The organism is Nocardioides sp. Leaf285 (assembly GCF_001422955.1).
GTDB classification, from domain to species: Bacteria; Actinomycetota; Actinomycetes; order Propionibacteriales; family Nocardioidaceae; genus Nocardioides; species Nocardioides kribbensis.
The window spans coordinates 406,094-424,014 of record NZ_LMNH01000002.1 but is presented as its reverse complement, the minus strand read 5'-3'; the positions used below and the strand labels follow the sequence as shown (position 1 = coordinate 424,014).

Below are 17,921 nucleotides of genomic sequence, written 5' to 3'. Positions count from 1 at the left end.
TCGTACGGCGCCCGCCGGTCGGCCTCGTCGGCCCGGTCGGCCCGCTCCCCCGGCTGCTGCTCCACGCGGCGCAGCCTAGGCCCCGCCGCCACCGACCCCGACGCCGCGCCTGAGAGCCCTCCTCACCCGCCGGTCCCACCGGCAGTCCGGCGAGTACGCTCGTCGGGTGACCACCGCCGTGTCGCCGCTGCTCTCGTCGATGCTCTCGTCGGCGCCGTCGCCGCTGCTGTCGGCGCAGTTCCTGGGCATCGACCTCATGGACCCCCAGTGGCTGCTCGCGGAGTTCGGGAGCGCGCTGTTCTGGCTGAGCCTGCTGATCGTCTTCGTCGAGTGCGGGCTGTTCTTCCCGTTCCTGCCCGGCGACAGCCTGCTCTTCGCCACCGGCATCTTCATCGCCACCGGGCAGCTCGACCTCTTCCCCTTCTCCCCGCCCGTGGAGCTGGCGATCGCGCTGGCCCTGCTCACCGCGGCGGCCTGGCTGGGCAACGTCGTGGGCTACGAGATCGGGCGCCGCCTCGGGCCGCCCCTGCGCGAGCACGACGGACGGATCCTCAAGAAGAAGCACCTCGACCACACCGAGATGTTCTTCCACCGCCACGGCAAGAAGGCGCTGGTCGCGGGGCGCTTCGTCGCCTTCGTGCGCACCTACGTCACGGTCGTCGCCGGCATCACGCTGATGTCTCGGGCGACGTTCTACCTGTGGAGCCTCGTCGGCGGTGTCGCGTGGGTGCTCTCGATCACCGTGCTCGGCTACGTCCTCGGCGAGCGGGTGCCGTGGCTGGAGGACAACATCGACCTGGCGATCTTCGCCATCCTGCTCTTCACCGCCGTGCCGATCGCCCTGGAGTGGTGGCGCTCGCGCCGCCACTCGCGCGCCGAGGCCGCCCACGACGCCGGGACGGGGGCCGGGCGCGGGCTCAGCCCGCGCTGACCCGGCGCCCGCGCACCTTGCGGATGACGAACCACGCCACGAGGAGCGCGACCGCCGCGATCACGGCGTACTGCAGGTAGGCCACGACCGGCTCGACCTCCTGCCACTGCTCGCCGAGCTGGAAGCCGGCGACCACGAAGACGGAGTTCCAGATCAGCGACCCGAGCGTGGTCAGCGCCAGGAACTGCCACAGCGGCATCCGCTCGACGCCGGCGGGGATGGAGATGAGGCTGCGGAAGATCGGCACCATGCGCCCGAAGAAGACGGCCTTGCGGCCGTGGCGGCCGAACCACGCCTCGGTGCGCAGGAAGTCGTTCTCGTCGACCAGCGGCAGCATCTTCCACAGCCGGAAGACGCGGTCGCGGCCGAAGACGGCACCCAGGCCGTAGAGCACCAGCGCCCCGAGCACCGAGCCGACGGTGGTCCACACGATCGCCTCGACCAGCCCGAAGTCGCCCCGGCTGGCGGTGAAGCCGGCCAGCGGCAGCACGATCTCGCTCGGCAGCGGCGGGAAGAGGTTCTCCAGCGCGATCAGCGCGCCCGCGCCGACCACCCCCAGCCTCTCCATCACGTCGACGGCCCAGCCGGCGAACCCGGTCAGGTCGGCGCCGGTGGCGTCGGAGGCCGAGAGCACGGCGGTCAGCGGGGTGAGCGGCATGCTCGCAGGGTAGAGGGCGCCCCCGAGGGTCGCCTGTGGGAGGGCCGCGGTCAGCCCGGTGTCAGCCCGGGTCAGCCCCGGGCGGCGTCGAGCTGGGCCTTGGTGAGCACGGGGCGCACCTCGAGGCCGACGTCGGCGAGCGGGTTCTCCCCCGCCGGGCTGCGGTCGATGGCGCACACGACGACCTCGACGACCGCGCCGGCCTCGCGCAGCGCCCGTGTGGCGTCGCGCACGGCGCCCCCGGTGGTGATGACGTCCTCGACCAGCGTCACCCGGCGCCCGGCGACGTCGGGGCCCTCGGCGAGCTTGCAGGTGCCGTACTCCTTTGCCTGCTTGCGCACGAAGAGCGCGCGGTGGCCGGTGAGGCCGGAGAGCGTCGTCGCGATCGGCACGCCGCCGAGCTCGAGTCCGCCGAGCAGCTCGGTGTCGTCGGGCAGCAGGCCGACCATCTGCCGGGCCACGCGGGCCAGCAGCGCGGGGTCGGACTCGAAGAGGTACTTGTCGAAGTACTCCGAGGCCGTCTGGCCCGAGCGCAGCGTGAAGGTGCCGCTGAGGCGGCAGCAGGCGTCGATGTCGGCGGCGAGGGTCGCGTCGGTCTCGTGCGGGGTCTGGCTCACGGGGCCCATTCAACCGTGCCGGGGCCGCGGCTAGCGTGGCGGCCATGGCCCGCACCCGTCTCGCCCGCCGCCTCCACGGGATCGCCCCGACGATCTTCTCCGAGATGTCGGCCCTCGCCGCACGCACGGGATCGGTCAACCTCGGCCAGGGCTTCCCCGACGTCGACGGCCCGCCCGAGGTGATCGCGCGGGCGGTGGAGGCGCTGGGCGCGGGCGCCAACCAGTACGCCCCGGGCCCCGGCGTGCCGGCGCTGCGGCAGGCGGTGGCCCGCCACCAGGCGCGCCACTACGGCATCGAGCTCGACCCCGACACCGAGGTCGTCGTCACCACGGGCGCCACCGAGGGCGTCGCGGCCGCGCTGCTGGGCCTGCTCGACCCGGGCGACGAGGTGGTGCTCCTCGAGCCGTCCTACGACTCCTACGACGCCATGGTGCAGATGGCCGGCGGGGTGCGCCGGGGCGTCACCCTGCGCGCCCCCGACTACCGCCTCGACGCCGACGCGCTGCGGGCCGCGGTCACGCCGCGCACGCGCCTGCTGCTGCTGAACTCCCCGCACAACCCCACCGGCACCGTGCTGACCCGCGCCGAGCTCCAGGTCGTCGCCGACGCGGCGCTCGCGCACGACCTCGTCGTGGTCACCGACGAGGTCTACGAGCACCTCGTCTTCGACGACCACGAGCACGTGCCGCTCGCGACGCTGCCCGGCATGGCCGAGCGGACCCTCACGCTCTCCAGCGCGGGCAAGTCGTGGTCGTTCACCGGGTGGAAGGTCGGTTGGGCCACCGGGCCGGCCGACCTGGTCGGCGCCGTGCTGGCCGCCAAGCAGTGGCTGACCTTCACCTCGGGAGCGCCGCTGCAGCCCGCCGTGGCCCACGCCCTCGACCACGAGCCCGACTTCCCGCGTCGCCTGGCCGCCGATCTCCAGCAGCGCCGCGACCTGCTGTGCGCGGGTCTGCGCGGCCTCGGGCTCGACCCGCGGGTGCCGGAGGGCACCTACTTCGCCCTCACCGACACCGCCCACCTCGGCTGGCGCGACGGCCTCGAGCTCTGCCTGGCGCTGCCCGAGCGGGCCGGGGTCGTCGCGGTGCCCCTCCAGGGCTTCTACGACGACCCCGAGGCCGGGCGGCACCTCGTGCGGTGGGCCTTCTGCAAGACCACCGACGTGGTCACCGAGGGCCTCGCCCGGCTCGGCACCGCCGACCTGACCCGCTGACCCGGGCCGCCGCCGGCGCCGGCGCCGGCGCGGGACTCAGTACTGCGCGGGAGTGGCGCCGCGGCGGGCGAACCAGTCGTTGGCTCCGCCGGTGAAGACCATGACCACGACCGCGATCGAGGCCGCCAGCGTCACCACCGAGACCAGGGAGCCGATCGCGAGCAGGCTGACGACCGCGGTGAGGACCGAGGAGATCACCAGCAGGATCCGGCCGGCCTTGGAGCGGCGCAGCGTCATCACCGCGAACACGATGCCGAGCACCGCCCACACGGCCACGACCAGCGACACGACGAGCACCGCCGTGGCCAGCGCGTCGGGCGAGAGGTCGGCCGCGCCGGGCTGGTTGCGCAGCTCGCGCTCGAGCTCGTCGACGATCTGGTCGCGGGCGGCGGCCACGGCGACGGTCACGAAGCCGAAGACCAGCGCGACGAGCGCCGAGAGCACGAGAGCGATCACGGCGGCGATGGTGACGCGGCCGGGCCGCTTGTCGGGGTCGGTGGTCGAGCCGTAGGGGCCGGCGCCGTAGGGCTGGGTGCCGTAGGGCGTGCTGCCGTAGGCGTCGGGCTGCTGGCCGTAGCCGGGCTGCCCGTAGGGGTTCTGACCCTGCTGGGGCTGCCCGTAGGGGTTCTGGCCCTGCTGGGGCTGCCCGTACGGGTTCTCCGGCGGCTGCGGCTGGCCGTAGGGGCTCTGACCCTGCTGCGGCTGGCCGTAGGGGTTCGGCTGCTGCTGGCCGTAGGGGTCCTGACCGGAGGGGGTGGGTCCGGAGGGCGGGTACTGGTCGCTCATGGCGGCATGCTCCCACGCCGCGCGCCCCGCCGGGCTCACCCGCGAGCGCACCCCGCCGGACCCGCCCGCAGGCTCAGGGCCGGGCACGACCGGCGGTGCGCCGCTCGGCGTACCACCGGCGCACCTCGGGGCGCGACAGCAGGACCACGGTGGCCACGCAGGCCGCCAGCGGCAGCGCCATCACCAGGCTGGTGACCGCGGTGACCAGGAAGAGGCCGGCGGCCAGGGCCGAGGAGACGACCAGCCCGAGGCGTCCGCCGTTGCTGCCGCGGAAGGCGAGCACGGCCACGACGGTCGCGACCACCGCCCACACCACGACGACCCCGGCCATGGCGTAGACCGCCGTGGTGAGGTCGGAGCGGCTGAGGTCGGCGTCGGCGAGGGCGGGGTTCTGCCGGTAGACCTCATCGAAGAGCATGTCGGGCGCGGCCGCGATGACCGCGGCGGTCAGCACCATGCCCAGCGCGACCAGGCCGCTGAAGGCCCAGGTCAGCGAGCACGCCCACACCACCGCCGAGGGCCGTCGCGACGGGCGTCCGGGCGCGGGGTGCCCGACGTAGGGCGTGACCCGCTGGTCGGGCCGGGCCGGCTGGTCGGGGCGCGAGGCCGTCACCGAGCCGAAGCCGGTCCACGGCGCCGGCTGGCCCTGCTCCCCCTCGACCTGCGGCCCGCTCCGGGGGGCGGGCGCGTCCGCCCCCGGACCCGGGGTCCGGCCCGAGGACCGGTCCTGCGGGTCCTGCGGCGAGCCGACGGGCGGGTACGCCGGCGGCCACCCACCGGGCGCGGGCCCGTCGGCTCCGCCCGGCGGCGTCGTGCGACCCGCGGCCCGGTCGGCGGCCCGGTCGGCCGCCGCGCGCTCGTCGTCGCGCTGGCGCGGGGTGACCCCGTCGAACCAGTCGCGCGCCGGCTGGAGCCACAGCAGCAGCGCGGCCACCGCGACCAGGGAGGAGGTGAAGCCCCCGCTGACCAGCCCGCCGAGGAAGAGCGGCACCGCGAGCACGGCCAGCGCGAGGCGCGCTGGCTTGGAGCGCTGGAGCACCGACCAGCCGAGCACCGCGGCGGCCGCCGCGCAGGCTCCGGTGACCATGCCCGTGACGCGCAGCAGCGTGACGACGTCGGTGGTCTCCAGACCCAGCCCGTCGGCGGGAGGCTCGCCGAGGAAGGTCTCGATCGTCTCCCGGGTCTCCAGCGACGTCAGGCGGGTGATCTGGTCGTAGACCGCCAGCACGACGACGACGGAGCCGACGATGATGAGCCAGCCGGCGATCGTCACCTGCCGGGGGCGGGTGGGGGTGGCCTCGCTCATGGCTCCATCCTCCCAGACCGCGCCCAGCGGCCCCGGGCCGGACGGGCCCGGGGCCGGGGACGACCGGGCCGCCCGGCCTAGCCGGTGACCAGCGCCAGCCCGTCGCCGCCGACCTCGACCCGCACCCGGCCGCCGTCGGAGACCTCGCCGCCGATGAGCAGCCGGGCCAGCGGGTCGCCGATCGCGGTCTGGATCAGCCGCCGCAGCGGCCGGGCGCCGTAGGCCGGGTCGTAGCCGGCCTCGGCCAGCCACGTGCGGGCCTCGTCGCTGACCTCGATCGCGATCCTGCGCACGGCCAGACGCTTCTCCAGCAGCACCAGCTGCAGGTCGACGATGTGGGTCAGCTCGTCCTTGGTGAGGGCGTCGAAGAGCACGATCTCGTCGAGCCGGTTGAGGAACTCGGGCTTGAAGGAGGCCCGCACCACCGCGAGCACCGACTCGCGTCGCTTCTCGGGGTCGAGCAGCGGGTCGACCAGGTGCTGCGAGCCCAGGTTGCTGGTGAGGATCAGCAGCGTGTTGCGGAAGTCGACGGTGCGGCCCTGGCCGTCGGTGAGCCGGCCGTCGTCGAGCACCTGGAGCAGGATGTCGAAGACCTCGGGGTGGGCCTTCTCGACCTCGTCGAGCAGCACGACGGAGTAGGGCCGGCGGCGCACCGCCTCGGTGAGCTGGCCGCCCTCGTCGTAGCCGACGTAGCCCGGAGGCGCACCGACCAGCCGCGAGACCGCGTGCTTCTCGGAGTACTCGCTCATGTCGATGCGCACGATCGCGCGCTCGTCGTCGAAGAGGAAGTCGGCCAGCGCCTTGGCGAGCTCGGTCTTGCCGGTGCCGGTGGGGCCGAGGAAGAGGAAGCTGCCGGTGGGCCGGTGGGGGTCGGCGATGCCGGCGCGGGAGCGGCGTACGGCGTCGCTGACCGCGCCGACCGCCTCGCGCTGGCCGATGAGGCGCTCGCCGATGACCGCCTCCATCTCGAGCAGCTTGGCCGTCTCGCCCTGGAGCATGCGGCCGGTGGGGATGCCGGTCCAGGCCTCCACGACGTCGGCGATCTGCTCGGCGCCGACCTCCTCGCCGACCAGGGGCTCCAGCTGCGGGCCCTCGCTGCCGTCGGCGCTGCGCTGGGCGGTGGCGGCCGCCTGGGCCAGCGACTTCTCCAGCGCGGGGATCTGGCCGTAGAGGATCTCGCTGGCCTCGTCGAGACGGCCCTCGCGCATCAGCTTGTCGGCGTGCACCCGCACCGCGTCGAGGCGCCGGCGCAGCTCGCCCTCGTCCTCCAGCGTCGCCTTCTCCTGCTCCCAGCGCGCCTCGAGGCCGCGCAGCTCCTCCTCGTGGTCGGCGAGGTCGGCGCGCAGCCGGGCCAGCCGCTCGACCGAGGCCTCGTCGCTCTCCTTGGCCAGCGCGAACTCCTCCATCTTGAGCCGCTCCACGCGCCGGCGCAGCCGGTCGATCTCCTCCGGGCTGGACTCGATCTCCATGCGCAGCCGCGAGGCGGCCTCGTCGATGAGGTCGATGGCCTTGTCGGGCAGCTGGCGCCCGGTGATGTAGCGGTCGGACAGGGTGGCCGCGGCGACCAGCGCGGCGTCGGTGATGCGCACGCCGTGGTGGGCCTCGTACTTCTCCTGGATGCCGCGCAGGATCTGGATGGTGTCCTCGACGCTGGGCTCGCCCACCAGCACCTGCTGGAAGCGGCGCTCGAGGGCGGGGTCCTTCTCGATCCGCTCGCGGTACTCGTCGAGGGTGGTGGCGCCGATCATGTGCAGCTCGCCGCGCGCCAGCATCGGCTTGAGCATGTTGCCGGCGTCCATGGCCGAGTCGCCGCCGGCGCCCGCGCCGACCACCGTGTGCAGCTCGTCGATGAAGGTGATGACCTGCCCGCCGGCGTCCTTGATCTCCTCGAGCACGGCCTTGAGCCGCTCCTCGAACTCGCCACGGTACTTCGCACCGGCCACCATCGCGGCCAGGTCGAGGCTGAGCACCCGGCGGCCCTTGAGCGAGTCGGGCACGTCGCCCGCGACCACGCGCTGGGCCAGGCCCTCGACCACGGCGGTCTTGCCCACGCCGGGCTCGCCGATGAGCACGGGGTTGTTCTTGGTGCGCCGGCTCAGCACCTGCACGACGCGGCGGATCTCCGCGTCGCGCCCGATGACGGGGTCGAGCCCGCCCTCCTCGGCCAGCGCGGTGAGGTCGACGGAGTACTTCTCCAGCGCCTCGTACGTCGACTCCGCGTCCTGGCTGGTGACCCGGCGGCTGCCGCGCACCGCGCCGAGGCCCTCGCGCAGCCCGGCCTCGCTGAGGCCGGCGTCGAGGAGCACCTTCTGCGCCGGGCTCTCGGTGCCGGCCAGCGCCACCAGCAGGTGCTCGGTGGCGACGTAGTCGTCCTTCATGCCCGCGGCCAGGTCGAGCGCACCGGCCAGCACCCGGGTGAGCGCGGCGGAGGCGGCCGGCTGCTGGACCGTGGCCCCGCTCGCCTTCGGCAGCGCGGCCATCACGCCCTCGGCGGTCGAGGTCAGCGCCGCGGCGTCGACCCCGGCCTTGGTGACCAGGCTGCGGGTCACGCCGTCGCCCTGGCGCAGCAGCGCCACGAGGAGGTGGACCGGCTCGGTGACGCTGTTGCCGGCCGTGGTGGCGGAGAGCTGCGCGGCCTCGATGGCCTCGCGGCTGCGGGTGGTGAACTTGTCGGCGCCGAACTGGCTCATGGGTGTCTCCTGCGGGTGCTGGCGTGGGGTGCGCCTCGCCGACCCCGCGCGGTGCGGGGACGAGGACGTCGACCGACGGCTCCGAGTGTGCCCGTCTCCGGGGTCAACGCACCAGGAGTTTAGTCTGTTCCGCTCAACTTTGTTGATCTGACCGCTGCACGCCCGCGCCGCGTCAGCAGGCAAAGAAACCCGGCCGGCCCTGCCGCCGGGGCCGTCGGCGGGCTTAGCCTCCGAGACGAGAGCGACCAGGCGGGGGACCCGGGCGCGGGAGGAACGCCATGGTGCTGCCACCGGAGGTGGGGTCCGCCTGGCTGCTCCACGCCGCCCACGTCACGCTGCTGCTCGCCGGACTGGCCGGGGTGGCGGCGCTGCTGCTGCCTCGCCGCAGGTCCTCCCCCGGCGCCCCGCGCCCCGCCCACGAGCCCGGCGCTCCGACCGGCGCCGGCCAGCGCGCAGCCCACCGGTCAGCCCCCGGGACCGGCCACGGACGGGGCCACGTCCGGGAGCCCCACAGCGGGCACGACGCCCGGGTCGCGGCCCTGCGCTCCGGCCTGGGGCTGCTCGACCGGGCCGTGCCGACGACCGCTCCCCCGGTCCGGTCGCCCCGGCACAGCCAGCACAGCCAGCAGGGCCAGCACGGCCAGCGCACCCGGCGACTGCTCCTGCCGCTGGCGGTGGTCGCCACGACCACGGCGGCCGGGGTGCACGCCGCCATGGGGCCCGCCCACCTGCGCGAGTCCCTCCTCTTCTGCGCCTTCTTCGCCCTCACCTCCCTGGCCCAGGTCGCATGGTCGGCGCTGGCCCTCACCCGTCCGAGCGCCGCCCTGCTGCGCGTCGGCGCCGCGCTCGGCGCCCTGTGCCTCGCGCTGTGGGCCCTGACCCGGCTGCACGGTCTGCCCTGGGGGCTGATGCCGCGCCCCGAGGCGGTGGGCGCGTGGGACCTCGTGGCGGTGGCCGCGGAGCTGGTCGCGCTGGCCTGCGTCGTGCTGGCGCTGCGCGCCGACGAGCCCCTGGTCGCGCCGCCCGCCTGGTCGGTCTGGCACGTCGTGGCGCAGGCCGGCTGCGTCGCCTGCGTGGCCGTCCTCGCCGCCGTGGCGCTCCTCCCGCTGCTGGCCCCGGCGGGGTCCTGATGGGCTCGTGGACGGGCTGGCGCCCGGAGTCGTGGGTGGTGGGCCTGGCCGCCAACACCGTCATCGCCGTGGCCTACCTGCTCATCGTGCTCGCCATCGTCGTGCCGCTGGCCCGCAGCCGCCAGCTGCGCGCCAACCGGCTGGCGGCGGCGACCGCGGCCATCTTCCTCACCTGCGCCGTCCACCACGGCTCCCACGCCCTGCACATGGCGCTGCCCTCCCTCGGCGTGGACGACCCCAGCGGCCTGGCCATGCGGCAGGCCTGGGACTGGACGCTCTCGGGCTGGGACGTCGTGGGCGCCGTCGTGGCCGTCCACTACTGGTCGCTGCGACGCGGCTTCGGCTCGCTCATGCGCGGCGCCCAGCTCTTCGAGGACCTCCGGGCCCGCGAGCAGCAGGCCCTCGAGCTCAACGACACCGTGCTGCAGCGCATGGTCGTCGCGCAGATGGCCCTCGAGCTCGGCGAGACCGAGCGGGCCCGCGCCGCCGTCGACTCCTCGGTGGCGGCGGCGGGGCGGATCATCACCGACCTGCTCGGCAGCAGCCCGCACCGCCTCGACCTGGTGCGCTCCGCGGCCGCCGGTGACCCCGGTGGCGGCAGCACCGGCAGCGGCACGGTCACCGGCAGCGGCACCGTCGGCGAGGACGAGAAGCGGCGCCCGTGAGCGCCGCGCGCCCTGCGCGCACGGTGATCGTCGACGACACCGCCGACCTGCGCGACATGCTGCGGCTGTGCCTGACCCACCACGGCCACGTCGTCGTCGGCGAGGCCGGCGACGGGAGGTCGGGCATCGCCGTCGTGGAGCAGCAGCAGCCCGACCTCGTGCTCCTCGACCTGTCGATGCCGGTGATGGACGGCCTCGAGGCGCTGCCCCACCTGCGCCGTGGCAGCCCGGCCAGCACGATCGTCGTGCTGTCCGGCTTCGGCGCCGAGCAGGTGGCCGACCGGGCGCTGCGGGCCGGCGCCCACGGCTACGTGCAGAAGGGCACGCCCCTGGTCACGATCCTCTCCCGCATCGACGCGCTGCTGGCGGACGCCGACCCCGGCCCGCCGCGCACCACGCCCGTGCCGCCCGACCCGGCCCCGACCGGCGAGGACCCCGGCGAGGACCCCGGTGAGCACGTCAGGGCGGACCCCGGGGAGGAGGCCGCCCTGCTGCGCCGCGCGATCGCGACCGCGGCCCACGAGATCCGGGGGCCGGTCACCGTGCTGCGCGGCATGGCGGAGGCCTCCGCCGACCCCCGGATCGGCGACGAGCAGCGGCGCCGGATGATGGCCGCCATGGCCCGGCAGGCCTGGCTGCTCGACGCCATCACCGCCGACCTGCTCGCCTGCGCGCAGTCGCGCCGCGGCACCCTCGACCCGATGCTGCAGCACCTCGACCCGGAGCCGCTGCTGCGGGCGCTGGCCGAGGACCAGCAGCACCAGGTCGAGGTGCGGGTGCACGACCCGCGACCGGTGCTCGCCGACCCGCTGCACCTGCAGCAGATGGTGGGCAACCTGCTGCGCAACGCCGCCAAGTACGCCGCCCCGCCGTACGCCGTGGTCGTGCGCCCCTCGCCCCTGCCCGGGCGGGTCTGCGTCGACGTCACCGACCGCGGTCCGGGCGTGCCCGAGGCGTTCCGCCCGCGGCTGTTCGACGAGTTCAGCCGCGCCGGCGGCAGCGCCTCCAGCGGCACCGGACTGGGCCTCGCCGTCGTCCGTGCGCTCGCGCAGGCCCACGGCGGCAGCGTGGAGCACCTCCCCCGGGTCGGCGGCGGGTCGGTCTTCGCCCTCACGCTGTCGGCGGCCGCGGGCCCGGCCACCGACCCCGGGCTCAGCCCTCGGGGGTGACCGCGCGGGGCGTGTCGCCGGCCTCCGACTCCGGCGGCGTGGCGTGGGCGGGGAACTCCACCGCGGCCGACTCCTCGTCGACCAGGCAGGTGCGGCAGAAGTCCTCGCCGAAGGGCGTGAGGTGGATGCTGCGCCGCACGACCTTGGCGAAGCGCACCGAGTGCACCGCCTCGAGCACGTCGGGCTGGGCCTCCAGCACCTGGTAGTCCATCGGGTCGCGCAGGGCCTCCCGGCTGAACCACACCAGCCCGAGGCGGAAGAGGTTGTTGAGGTAGGCCGGCACCTGGTCGAGGTAGCGGCACCCCGCCCGCCCGCCGATCATGGTCAGCCCCGGCGCGATGAGCTGGCTGTTGACCATGCCGATCGGCCCGCCGGTGCGCACGTCGACGCTGGGCTGCGGCCCCCCGCGCAGGAGCAGCAGCAGGATGCGCGCCTCGTCGGGGGCCACCTCGCCGAGGATCCGCCCGTAGGCCGGGTGCGAGGACTCGGTCTCCCACACGTCGCGGGAGCGCTCGAGCAGCCGGGCGCCCTGCTCGCGCAGGCTCAGGGGCGCCGGCGCCTCGTCGCGGCGCGTGGCGTGGCCGCCGTAGGAGACGACCTGGCCGGTGACCACCGGCTCGCTCTCGACGATCTCGCCGAAGGCCTCGGCCGCGTGCGCCAGCGCCTTGCCGATCGGGGTGCCCGACGACACCGAGCGGGTCAGGTCGCTGACCACGGTGGCGGCCTGCGTGGCGTCCTTGGCCAGCGCCGCGGCCTCGTCGGGGTCGCGCACCGCGCGCAGGAAGCGTCGACTCGTGCGCGCCGAGGTGCGCACCCCCCAGCCGGTCGTGTGCCAGGCGGCCGAGGCGGCCACCCGGCCCAGCCCGGGCAGCGCCTCGACGGCCGGCGCCAGGCGACCGGTGAGGCCCTGACCGTCGCGGGCGGCCGGGCCCGGGGCGACGTACGGCGGCAGCGCGGGCGGCTCGCCCGCTGCCCCGCGCCTGTCGCCTGCTCGCCTGTCGGCGGTGTCGCTCACACCCTCACCCCACTCCGAAGATCCACAGGTGCAGGAAGCCGCCTGCCAGCCCCATGATGGCGCCGTGGGCGTAGAGCATCCACTCGTCCTCCTTGATGGCCGCCCGCATCATCTCGACGAAGTCGCGCGGCGGCAGCTCCTTGGTGCGGCGCGCCACCAGCACCCGGATCTTCTCGGCCTGGCGCGCGCTGAAGTCCTTGTCGCGGAAGGGCGTGAGCGTGCGGCCCACGAGGTCCTGGGCCACCGAGTCGCGGATCGTGTCGAAGCGGTCGCTGCCCACCGCGACCCGCACCGCGCCGCGGGCCGGCCCGACCGCGAGGTCGATGGCCGGGCGCAGGGCGGTGGCCAGCATCGCCCGCGTGCGGTCGCCGCGGGGGCCGTCGAGCAGGAAGTCGCCGATGCGCTCGAGGGTGATCACGTCGTCGGCGATGATGCGGGCGTAGACCTCCGCGGCCTCCGGCTGGCGGCGCGGGAAGAGCCCGTGGACCCTGACGCCCAGGATGCGACGCGGCTCCGGGGGCTCGAAGATCAGCCACATGCCCAGCGCGTTGGTGATCCAGCCGACCACGACGCCGAGCACCGGCAGCAGCCACCACAGGCCGAAGATCGAGTCGACCACCGCCACGGGGATGCCGAGCAAGAAGCCGAAGACGAAGCCGAAGGTGACCATGAGGTTGAGCTCGCGCTGGCCGAAGTCGCGGAAGATCCGCACCACCAGCGAGGGGTTGTCGCGGAAGTGGTCGATCACCATGATCTTGGGGTCGAGCAGCTGGTCGATGTGGGTGCCGATCTCGGTGGTCACCCGCCCCACCACGGTCGGCAGCTGGGCGTCGACCCGCTCGACCACCGCACGCCGCACCGGCCCGGGCAGGTCGCGCCACAGGCGCGGGTGCTCGCGGCGCATCACCCCGTCGACGAGCTCGGGCAGCTCGGGGCGAAAGACGGTGACGATGTGCTCGGCGATCTGGTCGGGCTCCAGCTGCTGGTAGAACTCCGCCGGGGTGCCGAGCTTGGCGATGGCCTTGTCGACGGCGATGCTGCCCATCTTGGCCGCACGCGCCGGGATGATCCCCTGCCAGCCCAGGCCGCCCTGGAGCAGCCCCGGCACCTCCTGCACCTTGCGCGGCAGCACCGAGACCAGCTCGCGCATGCCCGGCACGCGCACGCCGTGGAAGCGCACGGGGCTGAAGAGCATCCACAGCCCCGACCAGTTGATGAGCCAGCCGATGACGCCGGTGAAGACCGGGATCGTGAGGAAGTGGACCCACTTGACGTCGTCGGCCCACGCGGCCAGCACGTCGAGCAACCACTGCACCCTGAGCACCCCTTCGTGCCCGGCCGTCCGGCCGGGTGGTGGCCGAAGACTAGCGCCCCGCTCCTGTCGGTGGACGGGTGTTCCGCGTCACGCTCCCGCCTGCGAGCGGCTCAGCCGCGACCGCGGCGCCACACCACGAGCGACTGACCCGGGTCGGGTCGCCGCAGCACCGGCAGCTTGTTGGGCAGCGCGGGGGGCGAGGCGTCGGCCCGCCGCGCGGTGAGCGCCTGCTGGAGCGCGGCCCGGGTGCGGTCGAGCTCATCGGCCAGCTCGGCGTTGCGCGCGGTCAGCGCGGCCACGTGGTTCTCCAGGTCGAGGATCCGGCGCACGCCCTCGATCCCGATGCCGGCCGAGGTGAGCTCGGAGATCACCCGCAGCAGCTCGATGTCGCGGTGGGAGTAACGACGTCCCCCGCCGCCGGTGCGACCCGGCGTGATCAGGCCCAGGCGCTCGTAGGTGCGCAGGGTCTGCGGGTGCAGGCCCGTCAGCTCCGCGGCGACGGAGATGACGTAGACGGCCGCGTCGTAGGACGGCTCGAAGGGGTCGCGCTGGGCCATGGGGTCACCCGGCCTGCTCGAAGAGGTTGGCCCGCAGCGGCCTGCCGGCCGTGGCGGCGCGGTAGGCCTCCACCGCCTCGCGCGCGGTGGCGTCGAGCACGGCCGGCACCTGCACCTCGACGGTGGCCAGCAGGTCGCCCGACGTGCCGTCGCTCTTGCGCGCGCCCTTGCCGCGCACGCGGAAGGTGCGCCCGTTGGGGGTGCCGGCCGGCACCTTGAGGGTGACCGGCGTGCCCGCCAGCGTCGGGATCCGCACGTCGGCGCCGAGGGCGAGCTCGTCGAAGGAGACCGGCACGTCGAGGGTGAGGTTGTCGCCCTTGCGGCCGAAGAGGCGGTGCCCGGAGACCTTGACGGTGACGTAGAGGTCCCCGGCCGGGCCGCCGTGCTCCCCCGCGCCGCCCTTGCCGCGCAGGCGGATGCGCTGGCCGTCCTTGACCCCCGCGGGGATCCGGGCCTGGATGGTGCGCGAGGACTGGCCGCGACCACTGCCGTGGCAGGTCGGGCACGGGTCGTCGTAGAGCAGCTGGCGGCCGTGGCAGGCCGGGCAGGTCTCGTTCATCGAGAAGGCCCCGCCCACCGAGGCCACCACGAAGCCGGCGCCCTCGCACTCGGGGCACACGTGGGGCTTGGTGCCGGACTTGCCGCCCGTGCCGGAGCAGGTCGCGCAGGGCGCGTCGGAGCTGAGCCGCAGCGAGATCGTCACGCCGTCGAGGGCGTCGGTGAAGCTGATGGTGGCGGTGGTCTCGACGTCGCCGCCCTTGGTGGCGCGCACCCGCTGCCGGGTGCGGCCGCCACCGGCGCCGCCGCCGCGGAAGAGGTCGCCGAACATGTCGCCGAGCCCGCCCTGGCCCGGGGCGCCGGCGCGGTCGCGCAGCAGGTCGTCGAGGTTGAAGCCGCCGGCACCGCCGGAGGTGCCTCCCCCACCGAAGCCGCCGCCGAAGCCGCCGCTGCCGTAGAGGGAGCGCATCTCGTCGTACTTCGCCCGCTTCTCGGGGTCGCCGACGACGTCGTAGGCCTCGGCCACCTGCTTGAAGCGGTCGTGCTTGGCGGTGTCACCGGGGTTGGAGTCGGGGTGGTTCTCCCGCGCCAGGCGCCGGTAGGCCTTCTTGATCTGGTCGGCCCCGGCGTCCTTGGTCACGCCGAGCGTGGCGTAGAAGTCCTTCTGCGCCCAGTCGGCGCGGAAGCCGTTGTCACTCACGGGAGAACCTCCCCTCTCTGGTCTCGGTGGTGCTGGTCGTGCCGGTGCTGGTCGTGCCGGTGCTGACCGGGTCTCAGCCGGCCGGGTCGGCCACGAGCACCTGGGCGGCGCGCACGACCCGGTCGCCGATGCGGTAGCCGGCCTTGGCGATCACCTTGCAGGTGGTCACCTCGACCTCGGGGTCCTCGCCGATGTGGGAGAGGGCCTCGTGCAGGCTCGGGTCGAAGGCGTCGCCGGGCTGGCCGAAGCGGATCAGGCCGAGGTTGGCCACGGTCCGCTCGAGCTGCTCGGCCACCGACTTGAAGCCGCCCTCGAGCGGCTCGTGCTCGCGGGCCCGGTCGATGGTGTCGAGCACCTCGGTGATCGGGGCGAGCGCGGCGTAGGTCGCGTTCTCCTTGATCAGCTCGCGGTCGCGCTCGACGCGGCGCTTGTAGTTGAGGAACTCCGCCTGCAGCCGCTGCAGGTCGGAGAGCCGCTCGGCCGACTCCATGCGGGCCAGGGCCAGCTCGTCGTCGGCCGGGTCGCCGCCCACCGCGCCGGTCGGCTCGGTGGGGTCCTGCGAGCTGTCGCCGCTCACGGGCTCCTCCTCGACCTCGGTCTCGTTGGCCATCTCGGCCGCCTCCGCCGGGAACGCCCCCTCGGGGGAGGGAGCCGCAGGCTGCTGCGGCTCCCCCGCCCCGGAGGTGCCCTCGGGGTGCTCGCCGGACGGCTGCTCGCCGGGGGCTGAGGTCACTTGGACTCACCCTCGGTGGAGCCGGTGGTGTCCTCGTCCACGACCTCGGCGTCGACGATGTCGTCGTCGGCCTCGCCCGTGGCGCCGGTCGCCCCGCCGGCGGCGGCGGAGTCGGCCTCGGCCGCGGCGTACATGGCCGCACCCATCTTCTGGCTCGACTCGTTGAGCTTCGTGACGCCGGCGGTGATCTCCTCGCCCGAGGCCTCGGAGTTCTCCAGCGTGGCCTTCAGCGCGTCGACGTCGGCCTGCACCTCGGTCTTGACGTCGTCGGGGATCTTGTCGCCGTTGTCGCCGAGGAACTTCTCGGTGGTGTAGACGAGCTGGTCGGCCTGGTTGCGGACCTCGATGGCCTCGCGACGCTTGGCGTCCTCCTCGGCGTACTGCTCGGCCTCGCGGACCATGCGGTCGATGTCGTCCTTGCCGAGCGCGGAGCCGCCGGAGATCGTCATCGACTGCTCGCGGCCCGAGGCCTGGTCCTTGGCCGAGACGTGCACGATGCCGTTGGCGTCGATGTCGAAGGTGACCTCGATCTTCGGGATGCCGCGCGGCGCCGGCGGGAGACCGGTCAGCTCGAAGTTGCCGAGGGGCTGGTTCTGCGCCCACATCTGGCGCTCGCCCTGGGCGACCTTGATCTCCACCGACGGCTGGTTGTCGTCGGCGGTGGTGAAGATCTCCGAGCGCTTGGTCGGGATGGTGGTGTTGCGCTCGATGAGGTTGGTCATCACGCCGCCCTTGGTCTCGATGCCCAGCGACAGCGGGGTCACGTCGAGGAGCAGGACGTCCTTGACCTCGCCCTTGAGCACGCCGGCCTGGAGCGCGGCGCCGATGGCGACGACCTCGTCGGGGTTGACGCCCTTGTTGGGCTCCTTGCCGCCGAGCAGCTCCTTGACGACGTCGGAGACCGCCGGCATGCGGGTCGAGCCGCCGACGAGCACCACGTGGTCGATCTTGTCGACGGCGACGCCACCGTCCTTGAGCACGTTCTGGAACGGCGTCTTGGTGCGCTCGAGCAGGTCGGCGGTGAGCTTCTGGAACTCCGAGCGCGTCAGGCGCTCCTCGAAGTGCAGCGGGCCCGACTCGCCGTGGGTGATGTAGGGCAGGTGGATCGTGGTCTCGCTGGAGGAGGAGAGCTCGATCTTCGCCTTCTCCGCGGCCTCCTGCAGGCGCTGCTTGGCGATCTTGTCGGCGGCGAGGTCGACGCCGTTGCCGTCCTTGAACTTCTTGACCATCCAGTCGACGACGCGGGCGTCCCAGTCGTCACCACCGAGGTGGTTGTCACCGGAGGTCGCCTTGACCTCGACCACGCCCTCGCCGATCTCGAGCAGCGACACGTCGAAGGTGCCGCCACCGAGGTCGAAGACGAGGATCGTCTGGTCGTCGCCCTTGTCGAGGCCGTAGGCCAGCGCGGCCGCGGTGGGCTCGTTGACGATGCGGCTGACGTTGAGGCCCGCGATCTCGCCGGCCTCCTTGGTGGCCTGACGCTGGGCGTCGGAGAAGTACGCCGGGACCGTGATCACCGCGTCGGTGACGGTCTCACCGAGGTAGGCCTCGGCGTCGCGCTTGAGCTTCTGCAGCACGAAGGCGCTGATCTGCTGCGGCGTGAAGTCCTTGTCGTCGATCTTCTGCTTCCAGTCGGTGCCCATGTGGCGCTTGACCGAGCGGATGGTGCGGTCGACGTTCGTGACGGCCTGGCGCTTGGCGACCTCGCCGACGAGCACCTCGCCGCTCTTGGCGAACGCGACGACCGACGGGGTCGTGCGGGCGCCCTCGGCGTTCGCGATGACGGTGGGCTCGCCGCCCTCCAGGACCGACACGACGCTGTTGGTCGTGCCGAGGTCGATGCCAACGGCTCGTGCCATGGGTGGTACCTCCATCTAGGGATGCTGCGGGTGAGTGGGGCCGTCCGCGCCCCGAGGGGCTGCGTCCGGCGATGACAC

General features: G+C 74.1%; 16 protein-coding genes. 5 read left to right on the top strand and 11 right to left on the bottom strand.

The genetic code is table 11. The annotated features are described in order from the left end of the window. Positions 1 to 166: 166 nt before the first annotated feature. Positions 167 to 931, top strand: coding sequence for a DedA family protein (locus ASF47_RS07190; RefSeq protein ID WP_228943132.1), 765 nt, complete (start codon positions 167 to 169; stop codon positions 929 to 931). Here the strand turns inward: ASF47_RS07190 and ASF47_RS07185 are convergent. Beyond that, the gene (locus ASF47_RS07185; protein WP_082500094.1) at positions 918 to 1,589 is read right to left on the bottom strand and encodes a DedA family protein; all 672 of its coding nucleotides are present in this window, start codon (positions 1,587 to 1,589) and stop codon (positions 918 to 920) included. The genes ASF47_RS07190 and ASF47_RS07185 overlap by 14 nt on opposite strands. Positions 1,590 to 1,660: 71 nt before the next feature. After that, positions 1,661 to 2,206, bottom strand: a complete 546-nt coding sequence (pyrE, locus tag ASF47_RS07180) for an orotate phosphoribosyltransferase (RefSeq protein ID WP_235557524.1) — start codon at positions 2,204 to 2,206, stop codon at positions 1,661 to 1,663. Between the two features lie 44 nt (positions 2,207 to 2,250). Here pyrE and ASF47_RS07175 point away from each other — a divergent pair, with 44 nt between their 5' ends. Continuing rightward, positions 2,251 to 3,420, top strand: a complete 1,170-nt coding sequence (locus ASF47_RS07175) for a pyridoxal phosphate-dependent aminotransferase (protein WP_056863313.1) — start codon at positions 2,251 to 2,253, stop codon at positions 3,418 to 3,420. Between the two features lie 36 nt (positions 3,421 to 3,456). On the opposite strand, the gene ASF47_RS07170 is transcribed toward ASF47_RS07175, so the two are convergent. The 3 genes from ASF47_RS07170 to clpB all read right to left on the bottom strand — a co-directional run bounded on the left by ASF47_RS07170 (position 3,457) and on the right by clpB (position 8,202). After that, positions 3,457 to 4,206, bottom strand: a complete 750-nt coding sequence (locus ASF47_RS07170) for a hypothetical protein (RefSeq protein WP_056863312.1) — start codon at positions 4,204 to 4,206, stop codon at positions 3,457 to 3,459. Between the two features lie 73 nt (positions 4,207 to 4,279). Further along, positions 4,280 to 5,512, bottom strand: a complete 1,233-nt coding sequence (locus ASF47_RS07165) for a hypothetical protein (RefSeq protein WP_056863311.1) — start codon at positions 5,510 to 5,512, stop codon at positions 4,280 to 4,282. A 77-nt stretch (positions 5,513 to 5,589) separates the two neighbouring features. Next, positions 5,590 to 8,202 (bottom strand): ATP-dependent chaperone ClpB, encoded by a 2,613-nt coding sequence (gene clpB, locus ASF47_RS07160; RefSeq protein ID WP_056863310.1) that lies wholly within the window; start codon positions 8,200 to 8,202, stop codon positions 5,590 to 5,592. 278 nt (positions 8,203 to 8,480) lie between these two features. Between clpB and ASF47_RS07155 the strand changes: the two genes are divergently transcribed. The 3 genes from ASF47_RS07155 to ASF47_RS07145 are packed head-to-tail and all read left to right on the top strand — an operon-like array spanning position 8,481 to position 11,166. Beyond that, the gene (locus tag ASF47_RS07155) at positions 8,481 to 9,332 is read left to right on the top strand and encodes a hypothetical protein (RefSeq protein WP_056863309.1); all 852 of its coding nucleotides are present in this window, start codon (positions 8,481 to 8,483) and stop codon (positions 9,330 to 9,332) included. Then, the gene (locus tag ASF47_RS07150) at positions 9,332 to 9,997 is read left to right on the top strand and encodes a hypothetical protein (RefSeq protein WP_056863308.1); all 666 of its coding nucleotides are present in this window, start codon (positions 9,332 to 9,334) and stop codon (positions 9,995 to 9,997) included. The genes ASF47_RS07155 and ASF47_RS07150 overlap by 1 nt, the downstream gene beginning before the upstream one ends. After that, positions 9,994 to 11,166, top strand: a complete 1,173-nt coding sequence (locus ASF47_RS07145; RefSeq protein ID WP_056863307.1) for an ATP-binding response regulator — start codon at positions 9,994 to 9,996, stop codon at positions 11,164 to 11,166. Before ASF47_RS07150 ends, ASF47_RS07145 begins: the two co-directional genes overlap by 4 nt. Here the strand turns inward: ASF47_RS07145 and ASF47_RS21665 are convergent. The 6 genes from ASF47_RS21665 to dnaK all read right to left on the bottom strand — a co-directional run bounded on the left by ASF47_RS21665 (position 11,150) and on the right by dnaK (position 17,843). Beyond that, positions 11,150 to 12,181, bottom strand: a complete 1,032-nt coding sequence (locus ASF47_RS21665) for an Abi-alpha family protein (RefSeq protein ID WP_235557523.1) — start codon at positions 12,179 to 12,181, stop codon at positions 11,150 to 11,152. The genes ASF47_RS07145 and ASF47_RS21665 overlap by 17 nt on opposite strands. Before the next feature lie 4 nt (positions 12,182 to 12,185). Then, a complete protein-coding gene (locus ASF47_RS07135; RefSeq protein WP_056863306.1) occupies positions 12,186 to 13,496 on the bottom strand; it encodes a hypothetical protein in 1,311 nt (436 codons plus the stop codon). A 110-nt stretch (positions 13,497 to 13,606) separates the two neighbouring features. Further along, positions 13,607 to 14,053, bottom strand: a complete 447-nt coding sequence (locus tag ASF47_RS07130; RefSeq protein WP_056863305.1) for a heat shock protein transcriptional repressor HspR — start codon at positions 14,051 to 14,053, stop codon at positions 13,607 to 13,609. A gap of 4 nt (positions 14,054 to 14,057) precedes the next feature. Continuing rightward, a complete protein-coding gene (gene dnaJ, locus ASF47_RS07125) occupies positions 14,058 to 15,251 on the bottom strand; it encodes a molecular chaperone DnaJ (protein ID WP_056863304.1) in 1,194 nt (397 codons plus the stop codon). A gap of 73 nt (positions 15,252 to 15,324) precedes the next feature. Next, positions 15,325 to 15,984 (bottom strand): nucleotide exchange factor GrpE, encoded by a 660-nt coding sequence (gene grpE / locus ASF47_RS07120; RefSeq protein ID WP_056863303.1) that lies wholly within the window; start codon positions 15,982 to 15,984, stop codon positions 15,325 to 15,327. Further along, positions 15,981 to 17,843 carry a molecular chaperone DnaK gene (gene dnaK / locus ASF47_RS07115; RefSeq protein ID WP_056863302.1) on the bottom strand — a complete coding sequence of 621 codons (1,863 nt, stop codon included), beginning with the start codon at positions 17,841 to 17,843 and terminating at the stop codon, positions 15,981 to 15,983. Before dnaK ends, grpE begins: the two co-directional genes overlap by 4 nt. Positions 17,844 to 17,921 lie beyond the last annotated feature (78 nt).

Bases quoted from the DNA above. Each gene is read 5' to 3' on its own strand.
- ASF47_RS07185 (WP_082500094.1), bottom strand. From the start codon at position 1,589: ATGCCGCTCACCCCGCTGACCGCCGTGCTCTCGGCCTCCGACGCCACC.
- ASF47_RS07175 (WP_056863313.1), top strand. From the start codon at position 2,251: ATGGCCCGCACCCGTCTCGCCCGCCGCCTCCACGGGATCGCCCCGACG.
- ASF47_RS07170 (WP_056863312.1), bottom strand. From the start codon at position 4,206: ATGAGCGACCAGTACCCGCCCTCCGGACCCACCCCCTCCGGTCAGGAC.
- ASF47_RS07165 (WP_056863311.1), bottom strand. From the start codon at position 5,512: ATGAGCGAGGCCACCCCCACCCGCCCCCGGCAGGTGACGATCGCCGGC.
- clpB (WP_056863310.1), bottom strand. From the start codon at position 8,202: ATGAGCCAGTTCGGCGCCGACAAGTTCACCACCCGCAGCCGCGAGGCC.
- ASF47_RS07155 (WP_056863309.1), top strand. From the start codon at position 8,481: ATGGTGCTGCCACCGGAGGTGGGGTCCGCCTGGCTGCTCCACGCCGCC.
- ASF47_RS07150 (WP_056863308.1), top strand. From the start codon at position 9,332: ATGGGCTCGTGGACGGGCTGGCGCCCGGAGTCGTGGGTGGTGGGCCTG.
- ASF47_RS07130 (WP_056863305.1), bottom strand. From the start codon at position 14,053: ATGGCCCAGCGCGACCCCTTCGAGCCGTCCTACGACGCGGCCGTCTAC.
- dnaK (WP_056863302.1), bottom strand. From the start codon at position 17,843: ATGGCACGAGCCGTTGGCATCGACCTCGGCACGACCAACAGCGTCGTG.